This is a genomic window from Vibrio sp. RC586, from assembly GCF_000176715.1.
Taxonomy (GTDB): Bacteria; Pseudomonadota; Gammaproteobacteria; order Enterobacterales; family Vibrionaceae; genus Vibrio.
Map to the genome: position 1 here is coordinate 1 of NZ_ADBD01000010.1, position 20,084 is coordinate 20,084.

General features: G+C 44.7%; 17 protein-coding genes and 2 pseudogenes. 10 read left to right on the forward strand and 9 right to left on the reverse strand.

From position 1 onward, the window contains the following. Positions 1-325: 325 nt before the first annotated feature. Positions 326-625, forward strand: a pseudogene (locus VOA_RS07845) (GGDEF domain-containing protein); the annotation flags it as partial. Between the two features lie 12 nt (positions 626-637). Here the strand turns inward: VOA_RS07845 and yjeH are convergent. Then, a complete protein-coding gene (yjeH, locus tag VOA_RS07840; protein WP_009355978.1) occupies positions 638-1,882 on the reverse strand; it encodes an L-methionine/branched-chain amino acid transporter in 1,245 nt (414 codons plus the stop codon). Between the two features lie 186 nt (positions 1,883-2,068). Here yjeH and VOA_RS07835 point away from each other — a divergent pair, with 186 nt between their 5' ends. Next, complete coding sequence (locus VOA_RS07835) at positions 2,069-2,683, forward strand: LysE family translocator (RefSeq protein WP_000176952.1); 615 nt, start codon at positions 2,069-2,071, stop codon at positions 2,681-2,683. 51 nt (positions 2,684-2,734) lie between these two features. Here VOA_RS07835 and VOA_RS07830 read toward each other — a convergent pair whose 3' ends face one another. The 4 genes from VOA_RS07830 to VOA_RS07815 all read right to left on the reverse strand — a co-directional run bounded on the left by VOA_RS07830 (position 2,735) and on the right by VOA_RS07815 (position 7,791). Beyond that, on the reverse strand, positions 2,735-2,959 hold the full coding sequence (locus VOA_RS07830; protein WP_001079009.1) for a hypothetical protein: 225 nt from the start codon (positions 2,957-2,959) through the stop codon (positions 2,735-2,737). Between the two features lie 312 nt (positions 2,960-3,271). Continuing rightward, positions 3,272-4,708, reverse strand: a complete 1,437-nt coding sequence (locus VOA_RS07825) for a glyceraldehyde-3-phosphate dehydrogenase (RefSeq protein ID WP_000074413.1) — start codon at positions 4,706-4,708, stop codon at positions 3,272-3,274. A gap of 633 nt (positions 4,709-5,341) precedes the next feature. Next, a complete protein-coding gene (locus VOA_RS07820) occupies positions 5,342-7,126 on the reverse strand; it encodes a putative bifunctional diguanylate cyclase/phosphodiesterase (RefSeq protein WP_000202383.1) in 1,785 nt (594 codons plus the stop codon). 182 nt (positions 7,127-7,308) lie between these two features. Further along, positions 7,309-7,791 carry a dCMP deaminase family protein gene (locus VOA_RS07815; protein ID WP_000624156.1) on the reverse strand — a complete coding sequence of 161 codons (483 nt, stop codon included), beginning with the start codon at positions 7,789-7,791 and terminating at the stop codon, positions 7,309-7,311. 885 nt (positions 7,792-8,676) lie between these two features. Here VOA_RS07815 and VOA_RS07810 point away from each other — a divergent pair. The 5 genes from VOA_RS07810 (at position 8,677) to VOA_RS07790 (ending at position 13,029) form a co-directional block, all read left to right on the forward strand. Continuing rightward, complete coding sequence (locus VOA_RS07810) at positions 8,677-9,081, forward strand: OsmC family protein (protein ID WP_001148884.1); 405 nt, start codon at positions 8,677-8,679, stop codon at positions 9,079-9,081. 182 nt (positions 9,082-9,263) lie between these two features. Continuing rightward, positions 9,264-10,586: a hemolysin family protein gene (locus VOA_RS07805; protein WP_000007483.1), complete on the forward strand. Its 1,323-nt coding sequence runs from the start codon at positions 9,264-9,266 to the stop codon at positions 10,584-10,586. Positions 10,587-10,671: 85 nt separating this feature from the next. Beyond that, the gene (locus VOA_RS07800) at positions 10,672-11,229 is read left to right on the forward strand and encodes a sugar O-acetyltransferase (RefSeq protein ID WP_001292103.1); all 558 of its coding nucleotides are present in this window, start codon (positions 10,672-10,674) and stop codon (positions 11,227-11,229) included. Positions 11,230-11,264: 35 nt separating this feature from the next. Continuing rightward, on the forward strand, positions 11,265-12,206 hold the full coding sequence (yddG, locus tag VOA_RS07795) for an aromatic amino acid DMT transporter YddG (RefSeq protein WP_000813484.1): 942 nt from the start codon (positions 11,265-11,267) through the stop codon (positions 12,204-12,206). A gap of 238 nt (positions 12,207-12,444) precedes the next feature. Beyond that, complete coding sequence (locus tag VOA_RS07790) at positions 12,445-13,029, forward strand: class I SAM-dependent DNA methyltransferase (RefSeq protein WP_000929776.1); 585 nt, start codon at positions 12,445-12,447, stop codon at positions 13,027-13,029. A gap of 206 nt (positions 13,030-13,235) precedes the next feature. Here VOA_RS07790 and VOA_RS0118025 read toward each other — a convergent pair. The 3 genes and pseudogenes from VOA_RS0118025 to VOA_RS07780 form a co-directional block, all read right to left on the reverse strand. Then, positions 13,236-13,431 (reverse strand): annotated as a pseudogene (locus tag VOA_RS0118025) (hypothetical protein). Further along, on the reverse strand, positions 13,428-14,345 hold the full coding sequence (locus VOA_RS07785; protein ID WP_000384539.1) for a LysR family transcriptional regulator: 918 nt from the start codon (positions 14,343-14,345) through the stop codon (positions 13,428-13,430). The pseudogene VOA_RS0118025 and the gene VOA_RS07785 overlap by 4 nt, the downstream one beginning before the upstream one ends. A gap of 109 nt (positions 14,346-14,454) precedes the next feature. Next, entirely contained in the window at positions 14,455-16,434 is a 1,980-nt protein-coding gene (locus VOA_RS07780) for an acetoacetate--CoA ligase (protein WP_001141359.1), read from the reverse strand. A gap of 232 nt (positions 16,435-16,666) precedes the next feature. Here VOA_RS07780 and phhA point away from each other — a divergent pair, with 232 nt between their 5' ends. The 3 genes from phhA (at position 16,667) to VOA_RS07765 (ending at position 18,553) form a co-directional block, all read left to right on the forward strand. Further along, positions 16,667-17,461, forward strand: coding sequence for a phenylalanine 4-monooxygenase (gene phhA, locus VOA_RS07775; protein ID WP_000084922.1), 795 nt, complete (start codon positions 16,667-16,669; stop codon positions 17,459-17,461). Then, the gene (locus VOA_RS07770) at positions 17,451-17,783 is read left to right on the forward strand and encodes a 4a-hydroxytetrahydrobiopterin dehydratase (protein ID WP_000883447.1); all 333 of its coding nucleotides are present in this window, start codon (positions 17,451-17,453) and stop codon (positions 17,781-17,783) included. Before phhA ends, VOA_RS07770 begins: the two co-directional genes overlap by 11 nt. Positions 17,784-18,019: 236 nt before the next feature. Then, positions 18,020-18,553: an Ail/Lom family outer membrane beta-barrel protein gene (locus VOA_RS07765; protein ID WP_000750822.1), complete on the forward strand. Its 534-nt coding sequence runs from the start codon at positions 18,020-18,022 to the stop codon at positions 18,551-18,553. 78 nt (positions 18,554-18,631) lie between these two features. On the opposite strand, the gene VOA_RS07760 is transcribed toward VOA_RS07765, so the two are convergent. Beyond that, on the reverse strand, positions 18,632-20,020 hold the full coding sequence (locus VOA_RS07760; protein WP_000635280.1) for an MATE family efflux transporter: 1,389 nt from the start codon (positions 20,018-20,020) through the stop codon (positions 18,632-18,634). Positions 20,021-20,084 lie beyond the last annotated feature (64 nt).

Consider the following 20,084-nt stretch of genomic DNA (forward strand, 5'->3'; position numbering starts at 1 on the left):
CCCTGATACTGACTGATCCCGGTATCATTATAAATCGCCTGTACCATGCCTTTGGGTAGTGTCATTCATCATCTCCAAACAGGTCATCCAGAAAATCAGGGAAAGCCCCGTCTTCGGATTGATCAGTCAAATACCTGACATCTGCTTTAGGTTTTGACTCAGTAGGCTTGCTATCTGCTCGACGTTTCTGGCGTTCCTGCTCACGGGCTTCCCGCCGGTTTTGGTTGATGCCGGCCAAAGTTTCTGTTTTCGATTCACCAAAGTAGGAAGGACGTAGCTTTTCCGCGTTTTGGATAGTTTCCTGAATCAGATTTTCCAGCGATACAAATTACTATTTATTTTCTCCACTGGAGATGAAGATCAAATTCGCCAACACTTGGATGGATTTCGGCAGCACATCCGTAGCCATGATTTTCCCAGAATTGGTCAGCTAAGCTTTAGCGCCGGTTTCTGTTCACTAAGTCCTGGGGACTATCTTCCTACTATTCTTGACCAAGCAGACAAAGCGCTTTATTACGCCAAAGAACATGGGCGTAATCAGGTACACAGCTATGAGCAGCTTTGTGATGATGGAAAAATAGCCACTACCCCAAATACAGCTGCGGATGATGTTGAGCTGTTTTAATGCTGACTCATTTCAAGTCATCTGAGGCGATGTTTGCCAAGGGCGGATCAGTAAAATAAATACGGTGAGTGCATAAAGCATTGACCAACCCAAACAGAGAAATACCCCCGTACACAGCACCAATGCAAGCCCAGCTAAGTATTTCCCCCAACCCATGAGTAACTTATAAGCGGCAAGCATGGCGAGTAAGTACACTAAAACAAAAATGCCGTTAGCTAGCTTCAAGAAAAACTCCAGATCAAGCCCTGTAAGATTGCCAATCAAGCAAGAAATAAACAGCACACCTCCCACCAAGAGAGTGGCATGGGTCGGTACACCACGAATAGAAACTCGGGAAATGGCACTTTCAGGGCGGTATTCTCGAGCCTGTGCCCACACCATGCGCGCTAAGCTCTGTGTATAAAGATTCAGGCTAGCAAAGCAGGCCAGAAAGCCAATTATGCTGATCATAATTGCCCAACGTGCCCCAAACAGTTTGTCACTAAGCCAGGGAATTGCGCCACTATCAAACTGACTGCTGCCAAATGCGCCAAATTTCAGCACCACGACTGAACAAGCCCAGTAGGTGAGCCCTGCAACTAAGCTACCAATCAAAATGGCCAAAGGAAAATCACGCTGAGGATTGCGAAACTCTTCGCCCATATGGGCAAAAGCTTCAATGCCCACAAAACACCAGAACATCACCGCTAGCGCTGCACCAATCGACATCAAGCCTTCATGCGTCAAAGCGGGCATGACCAAATCTTGAGTGGAGACATGACCTCGCCATAAAAAGGCAATCACCAAGCTAAAGATGGCTAATGCGATCAAAGTTTGTAAACGGCCAGAAGATTTAGTGCCTGCAAGATTAACCCCAATCAGTAGAAGAATGGTGAGCGTTTGCGTGAACAGCGGATTAGCCAGAGGAGTAGGTAACAAGGCTTGCAGGAAGCTTGCCGCTAAGGCTACCGCAGCAGGAACACCAACAGGAATGACACTCAGAAACAACCAAGCTACAGCACGCTCAAGGCGAGAATTAAACGCCTGACGAACAAAATAGGCGGTGCCACCTGCATTGGGATAACGTTTACCAAGCTGGGCAAAGGTTAGCGCAATCGGGCATATTGCGATGAACAGGATCAGCCATGCCCACAGTGAAAACGCACCTGCAATACCGGCGGCAATGGCTGGGACCATAAATAGCCCTGTTCCCATGAGCGTGGTCGAGAGTTGGGCAACCCCTGCTCCAAGAGAAATATCCTTCTTCAGTTGATTCACGTTAAGCATCCTGCGCTGAGTTTGAGTTTTAGCATACTCCCTTTCATAACGGCTTTCACTGAATAAAAATTCACTCGTATATCATTCAATCAAAAGTTAGGCGCGATATTTCTCACTCTTTTCGCTATATTTTCCAGCCGTTTACTTATATTGTTGCTCGCAGAGTGAATAAGTTAAGGAGTTTGCATGACACTGACAGTCTGGTTATCGCTGTTTACGATTTGTATCTTGGGGGCCATGTCACCGGGACCCAGTTTGGCGATGGTAGCAAAGCATAGTCTCGCTGGCGGACGGAAGAACGGCTTTGCAGCCGCGTGGGCGCACGCCTTTGGTATTGGTGTTTATGCTTTTATCACCTTAATTGGATTGGCTGTTGTACTGCATCAGTCACCGTTGCTGTTTAAAACGATCAGTTATGCCGGTGCTGCTTATCTTGCCTATTTGGGTTGGAACGCATTGCGCTCAAAAGGGGGCGTAGCCGCAAAGCTGGAGTCGGGGGAAACCGTGAGTGTTTGGCAATCTGCCCGAGAAGGTCTGTTGATTTCTCTGCTCAGTCCGAAAATTGCACTGTTTTTTATCGCACTTTTTAGTCAATACGTTGCCGTGGGATCGGATTTTACGAGCAAAGCCGCCATTGTGATCACACCTTGGGTTGTGGATGGCCTTTGGTACAGTTTTATCACGCTGATCTTGTCCTCACCGCGATTGCTCGACAAATTGCGTGCACGTGCAGTATTGATTGATCGACTTTCAGGTATTGTGCTGATTGCGTTAGCCATTCGAGTGTTTCTGACGGTTTAAGTCATTTTTTTGTGGGTTTGAGACACTCTCAAGCCCAACTCTCTCGCCATACTAACGGTGTGATGAGACCTCTTCACACTCACCTTCAATCACATCAGAATGAGATTGATAAGCGGCTTGTTGGCTGAATTGAAAAGCACGTGCTTTAAGCTGCTTTTCCAGACGTTTGCCAGTGATCAGCGCGATAATTGCGAGAGGGATCGCGAGCAATAAGCTGAAAATCAGAGCAAACACGCCAGTAATCATTGACAGTAAAGTGATCAGGAATCGGTTCATAATGGTTCCTCCAAGTAACAGACTTACCATACCCTGAATAAGATTAATCGAAAATGAACAATGTTCATTTTCACTATAAATGGACAAAGTTGACGTATCTCTGACCTGTTATTGTCCATGTCCAAAAAAAAGCCGCCTACATCGTGAGGCGGCAAGCTTGAGGGAGAGGCCGTTGTTGCTTATCACCGAAGCGATCAGCGTAGCACGACTTATGGTTGTTATAGTTATGACCCATTCTACGTTCAGCTAGATTGGTTGCAGACGCGATCAGCCTACATTCGGCAGTTTGGGTTTGTTGTGGAGATGAATCCGTTATTTTGCTGGATAAGTGGGGTAACGAACCCCCATCATTTGTTCCATGCAATGCACCACTTGGCAGCTATAACCAAACTCGTTGTCATACCACACATACAGAACACAACGATTTTCTTGCGCAATAGTTGCTGTTGCATCAACCACACCTGCATAGCGTGAACCAACCAGATCACTTGAGACAATTTCGGTCGATTCGGTGTAGTCAATTTGCCCTGACAAAGGTGAGTTGAGCGCGATGTCACGCAGATAGGCGTTCAATTCTTCCTTAGTCGTGGAGTGAGTTAAGTTGAGATTCGCTATCGCCATGGACACATTTGGTGTGGGGACGCGAATCGAATTGCCGCTGAGTTTACCGGTTAACTCTGGTAGCGCTTTCGCCACGGCTTTTGCTGCACCCGTCTCAGTTAATACCATGTTGAGTGATGCTGCTCGGCCACGACGTTCACCCTTGTGGAAATTATCGATCAAGTTCTGGTCATTGGTGAATGAATGAACCGTCTCAATATGGCCGGAGATAATGCCGTAGCGATCGTTGACTGCTTTTAACACTGGAGTGATGGCATTGGTTGTACAACTTGCGGCTGAAATGATGGTGTCTTCTGGCTGGATAACCGATTCATTAACACCAAATACGACATTTTTGATGTCACCTTTACCTGGAGCCGTAAGCAGCACTTTACTTGCGCCTAGAGAAGCAAGGTGCTGGCTTAGTCCTTCACTATCACGCCACACTCCGGTGTTGTCTACGATCAGTGCGTTGTGAATGCCGTAACGCGTGTAGTTAATCTCTTGCGGAGAATTAGCGTAGATGACCTGGATAAAATTGCCATTTGCGATCAAGGCTTTACGTTCTTTATCAATCGTAATGCTACCGTTGAATTGGCCATGAACAGAATCACGACGTAATAAACTAGCGCGTTTTTCTAGGTCGCCCTCTTTGCCTCCACGTACCACAATCGCACGCAGGCGCAATGGATAGCCGGCACCACTTTTTTCAATCAAAAGGCGAGCCAGTAAGCGCCCGATACGGCCGAATCCGTACAAAACAACGTCTTTAGGTTGAGATATGGCTGTGCTGCCTAACGCACCATCCAGTGCGGTAAGCAGAAAATCGTTTAATCCTTGGAGGTTGCTATGATGTTGCCAAAACAGATGTGTTAGCTGACCCAAATCGATACGACAAGGTGCTAGCTCCAACTGCGTGATCTGCTGCAACACTGGCATTGTTTGTTCTAGTGACAGAGGGTGGTCTAAGTAACGTTTCGCAATACGGTGGGTTTTAATAATGTCGATGGTTGCGGCATTGATTAAAGTTTTACCAAACAAAACAACTTCAACACCTTTTTGGCGATAAAGTTGACCGATGAGTGGCGACATAGTTTCAGCAATCGTTTGGCTCGTTTGCCAGTCTTGGAGATGTTTCTCTGGACTCATGGATAAATCTGGGCCTTATTTCACGTTATGTTTAGTTTCCCTACAAGATCCCCTTGCGATTTAAAGCTACTTTGGTGTGGGCTAGATTCGTGTATCCCAATCACATTATCTGTCAATGTTTATGGGTGTTCACCTACTTGCCGCTTACCTGCAACTCCAATTCGTTTGGGTACAGAAATAATCATTTCAAATCGGCTGAGAAACTTTAGAAAACTCACGTCTGTAGGGGGGTGAGTCGGATTGTTGTTTTTATGTGGCCGGATTGTAAAGTCAGAGGTGTTATTCTGCTAGGAAAAATAATGATGAAATAATCAACGGGAAATTGGATGGATTGGCGTTCATTATCGGGTTCGATGCGGCTTGATCTGTGCCTTGACAAAAAAAGAACAGCAGACTTATTTCGTGACTATATCGACCGAGATCAAAGAATAAAAGTGAATAAAAATTGGAATTGCAAATCTTTGTAATTAAAGTCGAATTTAAGCGTTGTTTGATGATTTTTCTTATGGCGATCTAAGAAAAATAAAAATGTAATCAAAAATTAGCGATAGGACATTGGGGCCTTGGCTCTCTTTGGCTATTTCTACTTAGAAAATGCGAAGGTCATCTCAACTCAGACTTTCGCGTTTTAAACTAGCCTTTTCCTACTTGGAGCTGCATTAATGCTTCCAATTCCTCTGCTGGGAGGGGACGAGAAAAAAGAAATCCCTGATACTTATCGCATCCTTCTTTTGTTAAAACGGCCAATTTCTCTTCAGAATCAACGCCTTCAGCAGTGACCATTTTCCCTAAATTGTGCCCTAGTTGAATGATAGTGCGTACGATCATTTTCCCTGCACTATCGTCATTGCAGCTGTCGACAAACGAACGATCGATTTTTATTACATCGATCGGAAGCTGCTTTAAATAGTTCAAAGAGGAGTAGGCGACACCAAAATCATCAAGCGCAATTTGAATGCCGAGTTCACGCAATTGATGACATGTATGGATGACATTGTTGGGATAACGCATTAAGGTTGTTTCGGTGATTTCTAATTGTAAAGTGTGTGGTGGTATTGGGTAGGTTTGTAAGGCGTTGTATACCACCTGATAGATATCGTCATATAGAAACTGAATGTTAGAGACATTGACGGATACTGATAAATCAGGAAATGAGTGGTGCCACTCGCTCAATTGTCGGCACGCTTCATTAATTACCCAGCGACCTATCGGAATAATCTGCTGGGTTTTTTCTGCAACCGAAATGAAATCCCCCGGATTGATCATACCTAACTCTGAGTGTTGCCAGCGAACTAAAGCCTCCGTCCCCACAATACGGCCTGAGCGTATGTCCACTTTTGGTTGGTAGTGCAGTAATAACTGATTCTTTTCTATAGCAATATTCAACTCACGCTCGATCTGGTATTGGCGGATGGTTTCACTGTGAAGCTCGTTATCAAACCAGCGAATACAATTCTTACCGCTCCTTTTTGCTTTGAGAATTGCAATGTCCGCATTGCGACACCAAATATCAGTGTCATTGAGCGCATCTTCCAGTAATGCGATACCGAGGCTAGTCGTCACTGAGTAGAGTCGATTACCCAGTTTATACCCTTGGTGTAAAGTTGCATGGAGCTGCTCTACAGTCCGTTTGATCGCCGGTATTAACTGCTCTTCGTGATGAAGGATAAGGGCAAATTCGTCACTGCTTAAGCGATAGATTTGGCAAGATGAGTTTTTTAGTGAACGTAAACGTAAGCCCAATTCTTCTAAGAGCTTATCGCCTTGCTGATGCCCTAAACTGTCATTTATCTGCTTGAAGTCATCCAAATCCACTTGCAATAAGGCGTATTGGCTTGGTTGATTCAGCTGCTGGATTTGGTGCAATTGAAGGTGAAATGCTTTGCGGTTACCTAATGATGTCAGGTAATCCGTCAAACTGTCTTTTCGGTAACGCTTGATTTGCTTTAATAAAGATAGGCGATAGTAAGTGCCAAAAGTAGCAAATGCAGTAATGGCCAACAATTCTGTTGCATCTTCCGCTACTTCACTAAACAGACTACTTTCAATCGACGTGAGGTAGCACATGACCAGAATGATGGCGACCACCATTGGCCACAAGGTTGCTGGCAACAGTACAAGGTAAATTAAGGGGAGTAGAAGAAACGTTTCCTCAATAGCATCCACACTTAGCGGAGTAAACAAGCTACCAATCACAATCAGTAATAGAGCGCTTAGCGCCGATAATCCACGTGCATTGCGATTTGGTACCCAAAAAGCGATGAGCATCAAAAGGGGGAATAATAGGTAGAGTCGTGCCATCGTTGGATGTTCAGCAACGAGGGTATAGCTCACAACGATAAGCCCAAAGTGGAAAAATAAATTAGCCCATAAGGGCGAAGTTAACTTACCACTGGGAATTGCAATTAGAGACGTCATTCACTATCCATAGTGCAAAATTAATACTGTCAGACTAATTATCTTGTTTGATTTTAGCCTCATCATATGTAGGTTTACTGCGATTTGGCATGGAATAAAAGGCAGGGATGCGGAATTTGTGCGAGGTTTATCGCGAGTCTCAAAATTGATTTGGATGCCCTCACAAAATGGAGGGCACAGGATCAACAATGGTTGTCGGTAGGTAAGGTAATGGTATTGATATGCTTTAACTCGGCCAGAGGCAGCCAGTTGACTTTGACACCAGCTTGCAAAAACATATCTTGGCTGACTTTGATCTTATCTCCCCAACGTGAGAGAAAATCATCAGACTGCTCAGGGCAATAAACCGCTGCAATACCCGTTTGAATGATTTTGGCTGCGCAGTTAGGGCATGGGAAATGCGTAACATAAATTTCGCAGCCATCCAGATCGCGTTTAGCAAAAAGAATCGCATTTTCTTCCGCATGCAGAGTTTTCAAATACTTCATATCACGGTCATCGGTACTGGCACTGTCGGAAATGCCGTGCGGATAGCCATTGAAACCTACCGAAACAATTCGGTTTTGTTTGGTGATCACAGCGCCTACCTGCGTGGAAGGATCCTTACTCCACGATCCGACTAATTCTGCCATTTGGAAAAAACGTTGCGCCCATTTTGAAATCATGTCGTTATTCCTCATTCATTCGCGACATTGTTTAGCAATTGAGTTTGTACCTTAAGTGCATCAGTGCTGCTAATACTATCTTGGTTTTTGTTATAAGAGTATCCCTTCCTATAAGTCCAGTATGTTGCTTTGCCTATCACACGATAACGATCTTCCCTCTTTCAACAATACCTATAGAGATTTTTGAGATTAATATCACGGGGAGATGTGAGATGGCGAAAAGCTATTTTTCTCAATTTAGGATTATTCTTGTGCGAGATCTCTTACAGGTTCTGTAGGAGATTCTAGTGTTAAGGTGCATGTGTTTAACCCTGCTTCAAGTTAACCTGTTGATTTTTATTGATTGTTTTGTGTTTTTTGCTCAGGGTTGTTTGGTAGGGTGAAATATAAGGGTTGCTGAAAAAAGCGCATATCGTAAAGTCTATCCGTCAGCAGGAAGCGGACACGGAACAGGAAAGACCCAAGGATTGGTCATCTTCAGGACGAAGATTTCGATTATTCAGGATGAATGGTCGGCATGGAAAGCAAAGGACGTTAGCTGGACGCTTAGTAACTAGGATGGTTATAAACGGAGAGTTAATGGACAACTTAAAGGACTGAGGTGATATCTATCAGGATGATAGAGTAAGGGACACCGCTAGGAAGGCGATGAAACGGATTGCGCTGAAGGACACAGCAAACTATCAAGGAATAGATGCAGGGAGCACCTATTAGTAGCGGGATTGCTGCGAGTAAGAACTGAACCCCACTAAGCGAAAGCTTAGTGGGGTTTTCTTTTTGGCTCACTGAATCATCGCTGAGTGGTCTAGGAAGAGAATCTGAGCATCTTTCCGTATGCCATTGTGCTAACATACAGCCGTTCATTAACTTTAGTGAGTTTCTGTTATGCAAGCGCAAGTAAAATGGGTTGAAGATTTTCGCTTTATCGGGCTGTCGAATTCAGGTCATTCAATTGTAATGGATGGCAGTGGCGGCGCTAGCGCACCAAGCCCAATGGAAATGGTGTTGATGGCGGCGGGTGGGTGCAGCTCAGTCGATGTCGTTGATGGCATGAAAAAGGCAGGGCAAAAAATTCACAGTTGTGAGGCCAAACTCAGCGCTGAACGTCGTGACACTGCGCCTAAGCTGTTTACTCAAGTCAATATCCACTTTGTACTTAGTGGCGAAAATCTGGATCAAAACATTGTGGCGCAAGTAACCGCTGACTCACTAGAGAAGTACTGCTCGGTGTGTTTGATGCTCGGTAAGGGCGTTGAAATGAGCCATTCATGGGAAATTCGTGCTGAGTAACTTACTTTTATAATCCTACGGTTTAACTTGAAGTTGCAGAGATGTCTGCTGTAATCATCTCTTTATCCGTCTCGCTCATCTATGCTCAACCGAGGCGGATAAAGATGCGTTTATCTATTGGTCTATCTGCCCTTTGATGTTGTTTTTAGCTCTCTTGTTTTATTGAATTTGGGTGTATACCTATGAGTTTTTTCGAAAACATCTCGATTATTATGGCGCTGATCGCTGCCAGTTGTTTTTTCTCTATGTCGGAAATCTCCTTGGCTGCGGCGCGGAAAATTCGTTTACGCCAAATGGCGGATGAAGGTGATGAGCGAGCAGAGCGAGTGCTAGAGCTGCAAGCTCACCCGGGTAATTTTTTCACTGTAGTGCAAATTGGTCTCAATGCTGTTGCCATCATGGGTGGTATTGTCGGTGAGTCAGCATTTACGCCTTACATCAAAGCGATGCTTGAAGGGTGGATTCCGAGTAATTGGTTGGCACAAGCCAGCTTTATTTTGTCGTTTATGCTAGTGACTAGCATGTTCATTTTAATTGCTGATCTGATGCCCAAGCGTATTGCAATGGCAATGCCGGAGCGTATCGCGACCAACTTGGTGGGCGGTATGCAGTTGTGTATCACTTTACTTAAACCGATCGTCTGGTTTTTCAATGGCCTAGCGACCCTTTTATTCCGTGCCTTGAGTGTGCCTATGGAGCGCAATGATGAAATCACGTCAGATGATATTTATGCGGTGATGGATGCAGGTGCAGAGGCCGGAGTGCTGGATAAAGGTGAACAACAGATGATGGAAAGCGTGTTTGAGATGCAGAGCATTCCTGTGACGTCGGCAATGACAGCACGTGAAAGTCTGGTGTTTCTTAACCTCAGCGATAGTGAAGAAGAGATCAAACAGAAAATTTCGCAGCATCCGCATAATAAATTTTTGGTCTGCGATGGTCAGCTGGATCTGATCAAAGGTTATGTTGATTCAAAAGCCTTGTTGTTACGAGTGATTAATGGCCAAAGCATGAACCTAAAAGAGAGCAATGTGGTCATTGGTTGCCCCATTATTCCTGATACGTTAAGCCTTTCTGAGGCATTGGAGTATTTCAAAATTAACCGTGTCGATTTTGCGGTGGTGATGAACGAATATGCGCTGGTGGTCGGTGTGGTAACGTTCAATGATTTGCAAAGTGCGGTCATGGGAACTTGGGTTCTTGCAGAAGGTGAAGAGCAGATCGTGGCTCGTGACGGTAACTCTTGGTTGGTCGATGGTGTAACCCCGATTACCGATGTGATGCGCTCTTTTGGTATCGAAGAGTTCCCACAGCAGCAAAATTACGAAACCATTGCCGGCTTTATGATGTACATGCTGCGTAAAATTCCACGTCGTACCGATTCTGTCGTGTATGCAGGCTACAAGTTTGAAGTGGTGGATATCGATAACTACAAAGTTGACCAGTTGTTAGTCACCCGCGTGGAGCCATTAGAGGTTGCAGCTCAAGATAGTGACAAAAAATAGAGGAAACGGATTCGTCATTGTTTGCACTTTTCATTTGCTCATTGGCGGTTAACCTTGAGCGTTCATAAACGATAGGGGAAAATCGATGAGTGAATTGGAAAAAATGCTCAATGGCGAACATTTTGATGGCGCATCTGTAGAAGTTGAAGCGCTACGTAGCCAAGCGGGTAGGCTAAAACTTGCCATTAACCAAAGCCTAGATGACGCCGAACGCCATGCTTTACAAAGAGAATTGTTTGGTTATCTCGGCGAGCTGAGTCAAGTTCAGCCGCCATTCCATTGTGAGTTTGGGAAAACGATTCGTATTGGTGAACACTCCTTCATCAATATGAATGTCGTCATGCTTGATGGCGCACCAATTACCATCGGCAATAACGTTCTTATTGGTCCTAGTTCGCAATTCTATACTGCATCACACTCCCTGGATTACCGTTGCCGACAGTCATGGGAAACTGTGTGTAAGCCAATCGTGGTGGAAAATGATGTATGGATTGGCGGCAATGTGGTGATTAATCAAGGTGTCACGATTGGTGCTCGCTCTGTGGTGGCGGCTAACTCAGTGGTGAACCATGATGTTCCCCCCGATACCTTAGTGGGTGGCACACCTGCGAGAATATTGCGCTCTCTAACAAGCGTCGAATAGTGTGCCCATGACGGCTTAATCTCCTTGGTGGAACCTTGAAACAGCGATTCAACACGTACAAATATACCTTATATGGCATTGCTGCAATTTTGCTCTGGGGCAGCTTGATGGCATTAACTCGTCGGGTTGCCGAAGAGTTTTCACCGATTGGTGGAGCCGCGTTGATCTATACCGCGAGTACGCTGTTTTTACTCTTTACAATGGGTTTACCCAAGTTAAAACCAGGGTCATTGCGTTATCTATTAATAGGTGGAGCCCTGTTTGTGAGTTACGAGATTTGTTTGGCATTAGCGCTTGGAATGGCAAACGATCGTCTCCAAGCCATTGAAATGTCAGTAATCAACTATCTTTGGCCTGCACTCACGGTATTGATTGCGGTATTGTTGAGTAAACGCTCGGTCTGTTTTTGGGTTTATCCTAGTGTTGGATTAGCCTTTATCGGTGTCGCGTGGACGATCGTTGCTGAACAAGGCTTTTCTCTTGCAGATTTCACTGGGCGAATTAGCTCTAACCCAACGGTCTATGCGATGGCATTTATTGGCGCTTTTATCTGGGCGATTTACTGTAATGTCACACAGCGTTTAGCGGAGGGGCAAAATGCAATTGTGCTCTTTTTCGCGGCAACGGCGAGCACGTTGTGGGTTCAGTACATCCTGAGTGATGAACCCTCACTCTCATATTCGTGGTCCAACGTAAGCACTTTGCTTTTGACGGGGGGAGTAATGGGGAGTGGCTACGCTCTATGGAATGTGGCGATTTTGCGCGGCAACATGCTGTTATTAGCGACAATCTCCTATTTCACGCCTGTGATTTCAACGCTGTTTTCTTCCTTGATTTTGGGAGTCGTGTTAGGCATTAGCTTCTGGCAAGGCGTTGTGATGGTAACGGCCGGCTCACTGATTTGTTGGTGGGTGACTCGTCAGCCTCATTCGATATCAGAGACAACGGCAGAGTCTGTACCCAGCAAACAAGGTTGATTCTGAGTTTGCAAAATTTGGCTATTCGATGAGTGAGATAACTGTAATAAACTCAACCCGTTCAAGATGTTGACTTCATAAAGAATGTCAACTAATGCTTGTCTGTATAAATTCTCAGCAGATAAGTCAAAAATGGATATTCTTGGTAAAGAATGCGTTGTAACGCTATGAACTCGACTTCATTTTGGTTTACTCTTGGCAGCATTGCCCGAATACAAGAAGTAATACGGAGGCCATGATGGCACACGACTGGGATGAATATGCAGCAAGCTGGGAAAGCAATCCCGCCACTCATATTTTTGCGCAAAGCGTATTTCAACAACTGACAAAAATCCTTTCTCTTCAAGGTAAGCATGTATTGGATTTTGGCTGTGGCACAGGATTGTTGAGTCAGCTGATGTCACCACTCGCTCGCGATATTGTTGCTCTCGACTCATCTGAAGCCATGATTGAAGAGCTTGACCGCAAAGAATTACGCAATGTTGAACCTGTGGTGGACGCACTCACTCGTGGCTTAGTGGCCCAGCACCCTGCATTTCGTAAGCAATTTGATCTGGTTGTTGCTTCATCGGTCTGTGCTTTCTTACCTAATTTCCAAGATGCTGCAGATATCATTTTCACCCTTGTGGATGAGGGTGGTTATTTTGTGCATTTTGATTGGCTGGCTGATGGGGCAGGCAACACGGATATGAGCTTAACTGTCAATGAGATTGAAACTGTCTTGCGCAATGCAGGGTTTGCTTCAATCGATGTGCAAGTGGCTTTTGAGGTCACTACCGAGCAAGGAACGTTGCCTGTCGTTGTTGGGGTTGCTCGGAAATAGTTTATTGTTCGGTTTTTAATCTATAAGTTATCCGTTTCTCACCGTAATTTTGGCCGCTGCATAATGTAGCGGCTTTATTTTGCTAGTAGCAAAATGGCAATAATGCTTGCTTGTTTTACATTTGCTGCTCATTGCATATTGATTTCGTTATGAATGTGATTCGCATATCTTTTCCAAATAGTAAATTGACTATTTACTTATTTTCACTAACAAAAAATAGATCTTGCGCCTAAACTAATGATTGAATAATCAAGGACAAGACTCAGTTCCCCGAGTTTATGTCTCAGATTTCTGTTTATTGACTGACAACTCATGGCTAGGGTTATTAACAAAAATCAAAAACAGAGTAGAGAAGGAAAGGGTCGGCTTATGCCGACCCTTTCCTTTTGCGTATTTTTTCAAATCGAATGAGATGTCAACTGATGGCAAAGCCAATGAATTGCTCGATCATTCATGCTCGGTTTATTCCAAACTAAGCTGTATGCGACTTTGCCATATTCAAAAGGCAGAACTTTCTGAATTAGGCCTTGAGCTTGCATCGCGTGGTCTGCCCACATTTTTGAACAGGTGAAAAGGAATGAAGTCTGTCGACACAAAATTGCGGCTGCCCCAAAATCTGGCGTTGCCACTGCGATGCGTCGAGTCTCATGCTGTTGAGTTAAATACTTTTCAAAATAGGGTTCGCTTAGCTCATTATCGAGAATGCCAATGTGTTTATAAGCGAGATAATCTTGCACCGTGAGTTCTGAGTGGGCGAGTGGGTGATCAGGGCTCATCAAGCAGATCAACTCATCGGATTCAATGATCTGCCAAACCAGATCTTGCGCGAACGTTGGCGGTTGACTGATGTCGTGTGGCAAGAGAATGACATCGATGAGACCACTTTGTAATGCTTCAAAACCATAATGTTCTTTGGAGTGCACTGTCATCGACAATTCTGGTGAGCAGGCTGATAACACGGCAGTGACTCTGGGGGCAAATAGCTCCAATGTGCTTTCACGCATCGCTAAGCGATAGTGGCCTTGGTAGTCCTGCGGGTTAAACTCAGTACAATGCAGTAGGCCATTCATGCTTGACAAAATATGGTGTACGGTCGGCCCCATTTGTTGCACATAGGGGGTTGGAATCAGCTGATTACCATCGCGGTAGAAAAGATCATCATTGAGCAGCTCACGTAGCTGAGCAAGAATTTTACTGATACTTGAAGGGCTGACACAAAGCCTGACTGCGGTTTGTGTAACACTGCGAGTGTTGAGCATAACATGCAGTGCGGTGAGGTGTTTTAAGCTAAAGCGAGAGAGATGAATATAATCCATAAAAAGCCGATGCATTGAATCATTGGCTCAAGAATAGCATTGTGGCACGAAAAACAAACCGTTAATTGCCTTGATTTATCTACGTAAATGGCTTTTTTGTTGTTTTCAATCATGCCGAAAGTAAGTTTTCTATTTCACTTAGCACTTCTGGGTTAGCGATCGCGCCGAGATTTTTCACGTTCTCTCCATGGCAAACTTGCTTAACGGCCAGTTCAACCAGTTTTCCTGATTTGGTTCGAGGAATGTCACTGAGAGCAAAAATGTGCGCAGGGACATGGCGTGGTGAACAGCGTTCACGTAAGAGTGTGCGAATTTTCTGTTGGAGCGAATCATCAAGTGTGACGCCTTGAGTCAGTTGAACGAAGAGGATGATTTCCTCATCTCGTTCTAATCTTCGGCCAATCGCAATTGAGTCTTGGATTTCAGGTAGGGCATTGATTTGTTGATAAATCTCAGCCGTTCCGATACGGATCCCACCTGGGTTTAGGACTGTATCACTGCGTCCGAAGAATATGATACCGCCGTGTGTTGTGATTTCAATTTCGTCACCATGGTGCCAAACACCCGAAAATTTATCCCAATAAGCTTGTTGGTAGCGAGAGCCATCGTCATGCCAAAAGCCGATCGGTTGATTAGGAAAGCTATTACGGCAAACCAATTCGCCACGCCTTTCCGTGACGATGTCACCTTGTTCATCAAAGGCTAGGATATCTAGACCTAACCCCGCGCCCTGGCATTCACCTCGATAGACAGGAGAGAGCGGGTTTCCCAATGCAAAACAGCCGCAGATGTCAGTCCCGCCGGATATCGAAGCTAAATGCAGATCGGCCTTGATGTGTTCATACACAAAATCAAATTGTTCGGGATAGAGTACGGAACCCGTAGAGCATAAGGTTTTCAGATCCGGTAGTGGATAGTCATCACTAGGCGAAAAAGGGCATTTTTGCAGGGTTTCAAGGTACTTGGCAGAAGTGCCAAACAAGGTGATTTTGGCTTCATCGGCCAGAGACCAAAGTGCTTTTGCTTGCGGGTAGAGCGGATGGCCATCATAAATGACTAGTGTTGCCCCACTTGCTAATGCTGAAACTTGCCAATTCCACATCATCCAGCCTGTCGTGGTGTAATAGAAAACACGATCTCGCGGTTGGATGTCGCAGTGCAGCTGATGTTCTTTCAAATGATTGAGCAGAGTGCCACCTACGGAGTGAGTAATGCATTTTGGTTTGCCCGTTGTGCCTGAGGAGTGCAGTATAAAGAGCGGGTCGTTAAACCCAATCCGTTGATAGTTTAGCTCTTTTGGCTGGTAGCTTGCCAAGATTGAATACCAAGTCGAGAAACTGCTACCCAAATTCGGGCTGAACTGAGGCTCTTGCAGATACTCTATTTGACAAGTATTCACTAGGCTCGGTAGCGCGCAAACGATGTGGGTATTTCTTTCTTGCATCAAGAATGGCTTGCCATTAAAGGTGTAACCATTGCAGCAAAAAAGGATTTTAGGTTGTACCTGCCCAAAACGTTCAATGACGCTCTCTATGCCAAAATCTGGCGATGTTGACGTCCAAATTGCACCAAGACTCGTTGTCGCCAGCATTGCGATAACTGTTTCCGGTAAGTGGGGAAGATAGCCTGCCACCACATCTCCTTGACCAATTCCATTTTGAATAAGCCATTGCTGAATCAGAGAAACGTGATCACACAACTGTTGCCACGTTAGCTGTTTGGTTTGCCCACTTTCATTTTTAAACCAAATAGCCGTTACATCGGGATATTGAAACGCGTAAGAGAGCAGGTTTTCCGCGTAGTTAAGTTCTGCCTGTGGAAACCAAATAGAATCCCGTGCTGGGTATATTTCGTTACCAAAACGAGGAAGCCCTTCACTCATCAGGGAATCTCCTCGATGCCCAATAACATCGCAAAATTGCCAAACTTCTAACCAAAATCGCGAGCTTTCAGTAATAGACCACTGATGCAGAGCTTGATAGCTATCAAACGTTTCTCCTTGCTGGTTCACATGCTGAATAAACTGCTGCAGGTTTGAGGTGGATATGCGTTCTTGGCTTGGTATCCAAAGTGGTGTGGTTGATGGCATATCGTTCCCTAATTTGTGAAGGTACGGCTCTAAACGTTGTGAACAAGTTTTGTCCTCGAGCATAGGAAAGTCAACTTGCCAGCGTTAGAACAGACCCATGAAAAATAACTAAAAACAGTACAGTTGTAAAAATATTGTTACACTGGTTGTGGTGGTATTGCATCCGATCCCATTGGCAGTCGGAGTTGGGCTAGTTAGGCTTAATGTAATTAAGTTGTTAAGGAGTAGGGCGATGAGTCAATACCACTCTAAACCCGTTGATCCACATGGACACATTGACTGGGATAAAAATGAACATGAGATTTGGCATGATTTAATTACTCGCCAGCAAGAGGTTGTGAAATCTAGAGCCTGTCAAGCGTACTTAGATGGCTTGCAAATGCTGAATCTGCCCACGGATCGCCTACCACAATTGCCCGAAATTAATCAGGTGCTCCAGCGTGAAACGGGGTGGCAAGTTGAACCGGTTCCCGCATTGATTAGCTTTGATCGTTTCTTTGCCCTGCTGGCGAATAGAAAATTTCCAGTAGCAACATTTTTGCGCTGCCGAGAAGAGTTTGACTATTTGCAAGAGCCTGATTTTTTCCATGAGGTTTACGGTCACTGCGCGATGCTTACTCATCCAGATTTTGCCGCATTTACTCAGATCTATGGTCAATTAGGCGCTTGTGCATCTGCTAAAGAGCGCAGCTTTTTAGCAAGGTTATACTGGTTCACCGTGGAGTTTGGTTTAGTGCAAGAGAAAGGTAAAACCAAAATCTATGGAGGGGGAATTCTCTCATCACCGGGAGAAACACTTTATGCTTCAGAAAGTATGCTTCCGGTGCGAGAACCGTTTGATGTGATGCAAGTTTTACGCACACCTTATCGCATCGACATCATGCAGCCGATTTATTACGTGTTGCCCGATCTTGGTCAACTTTATCAACTCAGCCAACGCGATTTAATGGCGTTGGTTGCTCAAGCTATGAAGGACGGGTTACTCCCACCTCTTTTTCAACCAAAGGAACAACAACATGTTGGATGAATTACGTTGTGAGGCGTGCAGTGTAGACGCTGTCACACTCACCGCTGAAGAGCAACAACAATTATTGAGTGAGCTAGATGGCTGGTCACTCGTTCACCGCGAGGGAATTGGTCAGTTAGAAAAGATATATCGCTTCAAAAACTTTAAACAAGCTTGGGCGTTTTCTAATCAAATTGCCGAATTAGCTGAGCAGGAATTTCATCACCCTGCCATCTTATTAGAGTGGGGAAAAGTGACGGTGAGGTGGTGGAGTCATTCAATTAAAGGTTTACACAAAAATGATTTTATTTGTGCGGCAAAGTGCGATGGTTTCATTTTGTAATTTGTTTGATATTTAAACGTTAATTTCAAAATTTCATATCCATACAATTGATATTGTATGGGTTTCATTTTGTTTTTTTTTGTTGTTTTAACTTTTTGTAAATAAAGGATATTATCTTAATTAAATAAATTGAAATATATTGAGGTATTGACATTGTGAATGTATTGCTTTAGGTTTTGCCTGAACCATTGAGTTCATCTTTATATTTTAAATTTATCTTTTAAGAAGAAATAACAATGAAAAAAACTATTGCTATTGCTGCCGTTGTAACAGCCATGTTTCACGCTGTTAATGTTAATGCAGCAGACCATACTTTTAGTGTTGGATATGCACAGACAGATATCAAAGGTTTAAATGACGATCTAACAGGTCTTGCGCTGAAATATCGTTATGAACCCGGTCGTTTGGGGTTGTTGGTGGGTTTAACTGGTACAACGTTAAATGAATCAACGACAGCAACGATTGTGAATAACCAGGTACAAATTAATACCTTTGATCGTACTTATGGCAGTATTCATATTGGCCCAACATATCGTTTTAATGATGTAATGAGTGGCTATGCAACCCTGGGTTATGCCACTTATAAAGCAGAACGTAAATCAGGTAGTACTGTTACATCAGGCTTTGAAGATAGTAGTTTCGCGGCTGGTGCTGGTATTGAGCTGAATTTAACTCAGAGTATTGCTCTTAATGGTGGTGTTGAATACAGCGAACATCTGTTTGATTCAAAGGCAATGACTTACACAGTAGGTCTAGGCTACCGTTTCTAAGTTTTTTACTTATTAGGCAATACCAAAATGAAAGAGTAAGAGCGAGTTTAGGGATAATTAACTCGCTCTTTTTTATTTTTAAGCAACGACTTCGGGTGTGGGTTCACTAACGAGGTTATTAATCCAACGTTTTGAACTGATACGCTGCGCGGTCAGCCCCATTTTAACCAATTCCTCAAGCCAAATGATCATTAATACCCAATGCAATGGCCATCCCCATATGATGCCCGTCAAGTAAGCGAGCGGGATACCCACCGCCCACTGGCCAAACAGGTCAATAAAGATGCTGTAACGAATATCTCCACCACTTTTCAGCACGCCACCAATCCCAACCATATTGAACACTTTAAAGACCATGCCAAAGGCCATGACAAGGCAAACATTCAGTGCCAACTGATGGTTTTCCAATGGACTATGGCTGATAATCCACGCCAACAAAGGCTTGGCCGCCATACACAGCAAGGCGAGCAGCAAGGCCAAGCTACAACTGGTGATCACATACCACCACGCGGTGTTCTCGACACGTTGATAGTTTTGCGCGCCGATCTCATTGCCCAAAATGATCGATGCTGCCACAGCAAAGCCAAGGAAAGCGGAGATCAACACACTCTCGATGGGCGCGAGCAGCGAAATGATGGCTAACTCCGACACACCTAATTGGCCAACAATCACGTTATAAACTAAAAGCCCAGCAGCCCAAGCGCTGTCATGGATCAGCATTGGCCAAGCCACCGTTAAATAGCGCTGGCGGTGGCGGCGTTGCACACTCTCTTGCCAATGATTTCGATTGGGGAGTAGGTGGGCATAACGGCGTTTTACCAGCACAAACAGCAATGCGGTTTGAAACAGGCGCGATAATGTGGTGCCTAAACCCGCCCCTAATACACTGAGTTCTGGAAATCCGAATAGGCCAAAGATGAGCAAAGCATTAAGGATAGCGTTAACGATGATGGCAAAAATGCTTACACGAGTAGGTAATTTCGCTTCCCCGATACTGCGTAGTGCCCCTTCCAACGGTACGACTAACGCAGTACAGAACAGACTGATGCCCGTGACCCACAAATAGTCAGTGGCTTGAGCAACGTATTGAGGCTCATCGGCAACCAAAGCCACAATGGTTTCTGGCATCAAGGTGTAAATCAAGGCGAAGGGCAAGGTCAGCACAATCGCCATCATCCACGATTGAGCAAGAGTGCGCCGAACGCCATCAAGATTGCCCGCACCAAAGTATTGGGCTGCGAGCACACTGACCGCACCACTTGCACCGACAATCACGATCAAATTGAAGAAGAAAATGCGATTGCCCACACCTACGGCTGCGGTGGCGGATTCCCCCAACTGACTGACCATAAAAATATCGACCACGCCCAATAGCGAGAACAACATGGACTGCATGGATACCGGTAAGCCGATTTGGAGTAATTTTTGCCAGAATGGTCGGTCGAGTTGGCGAAAGTGAACAATCATGTGATCTGACTCCTTGGAATGAATGTGAGTAGTGTAGATCTCTACGTCATCGCAGTATTGTGTA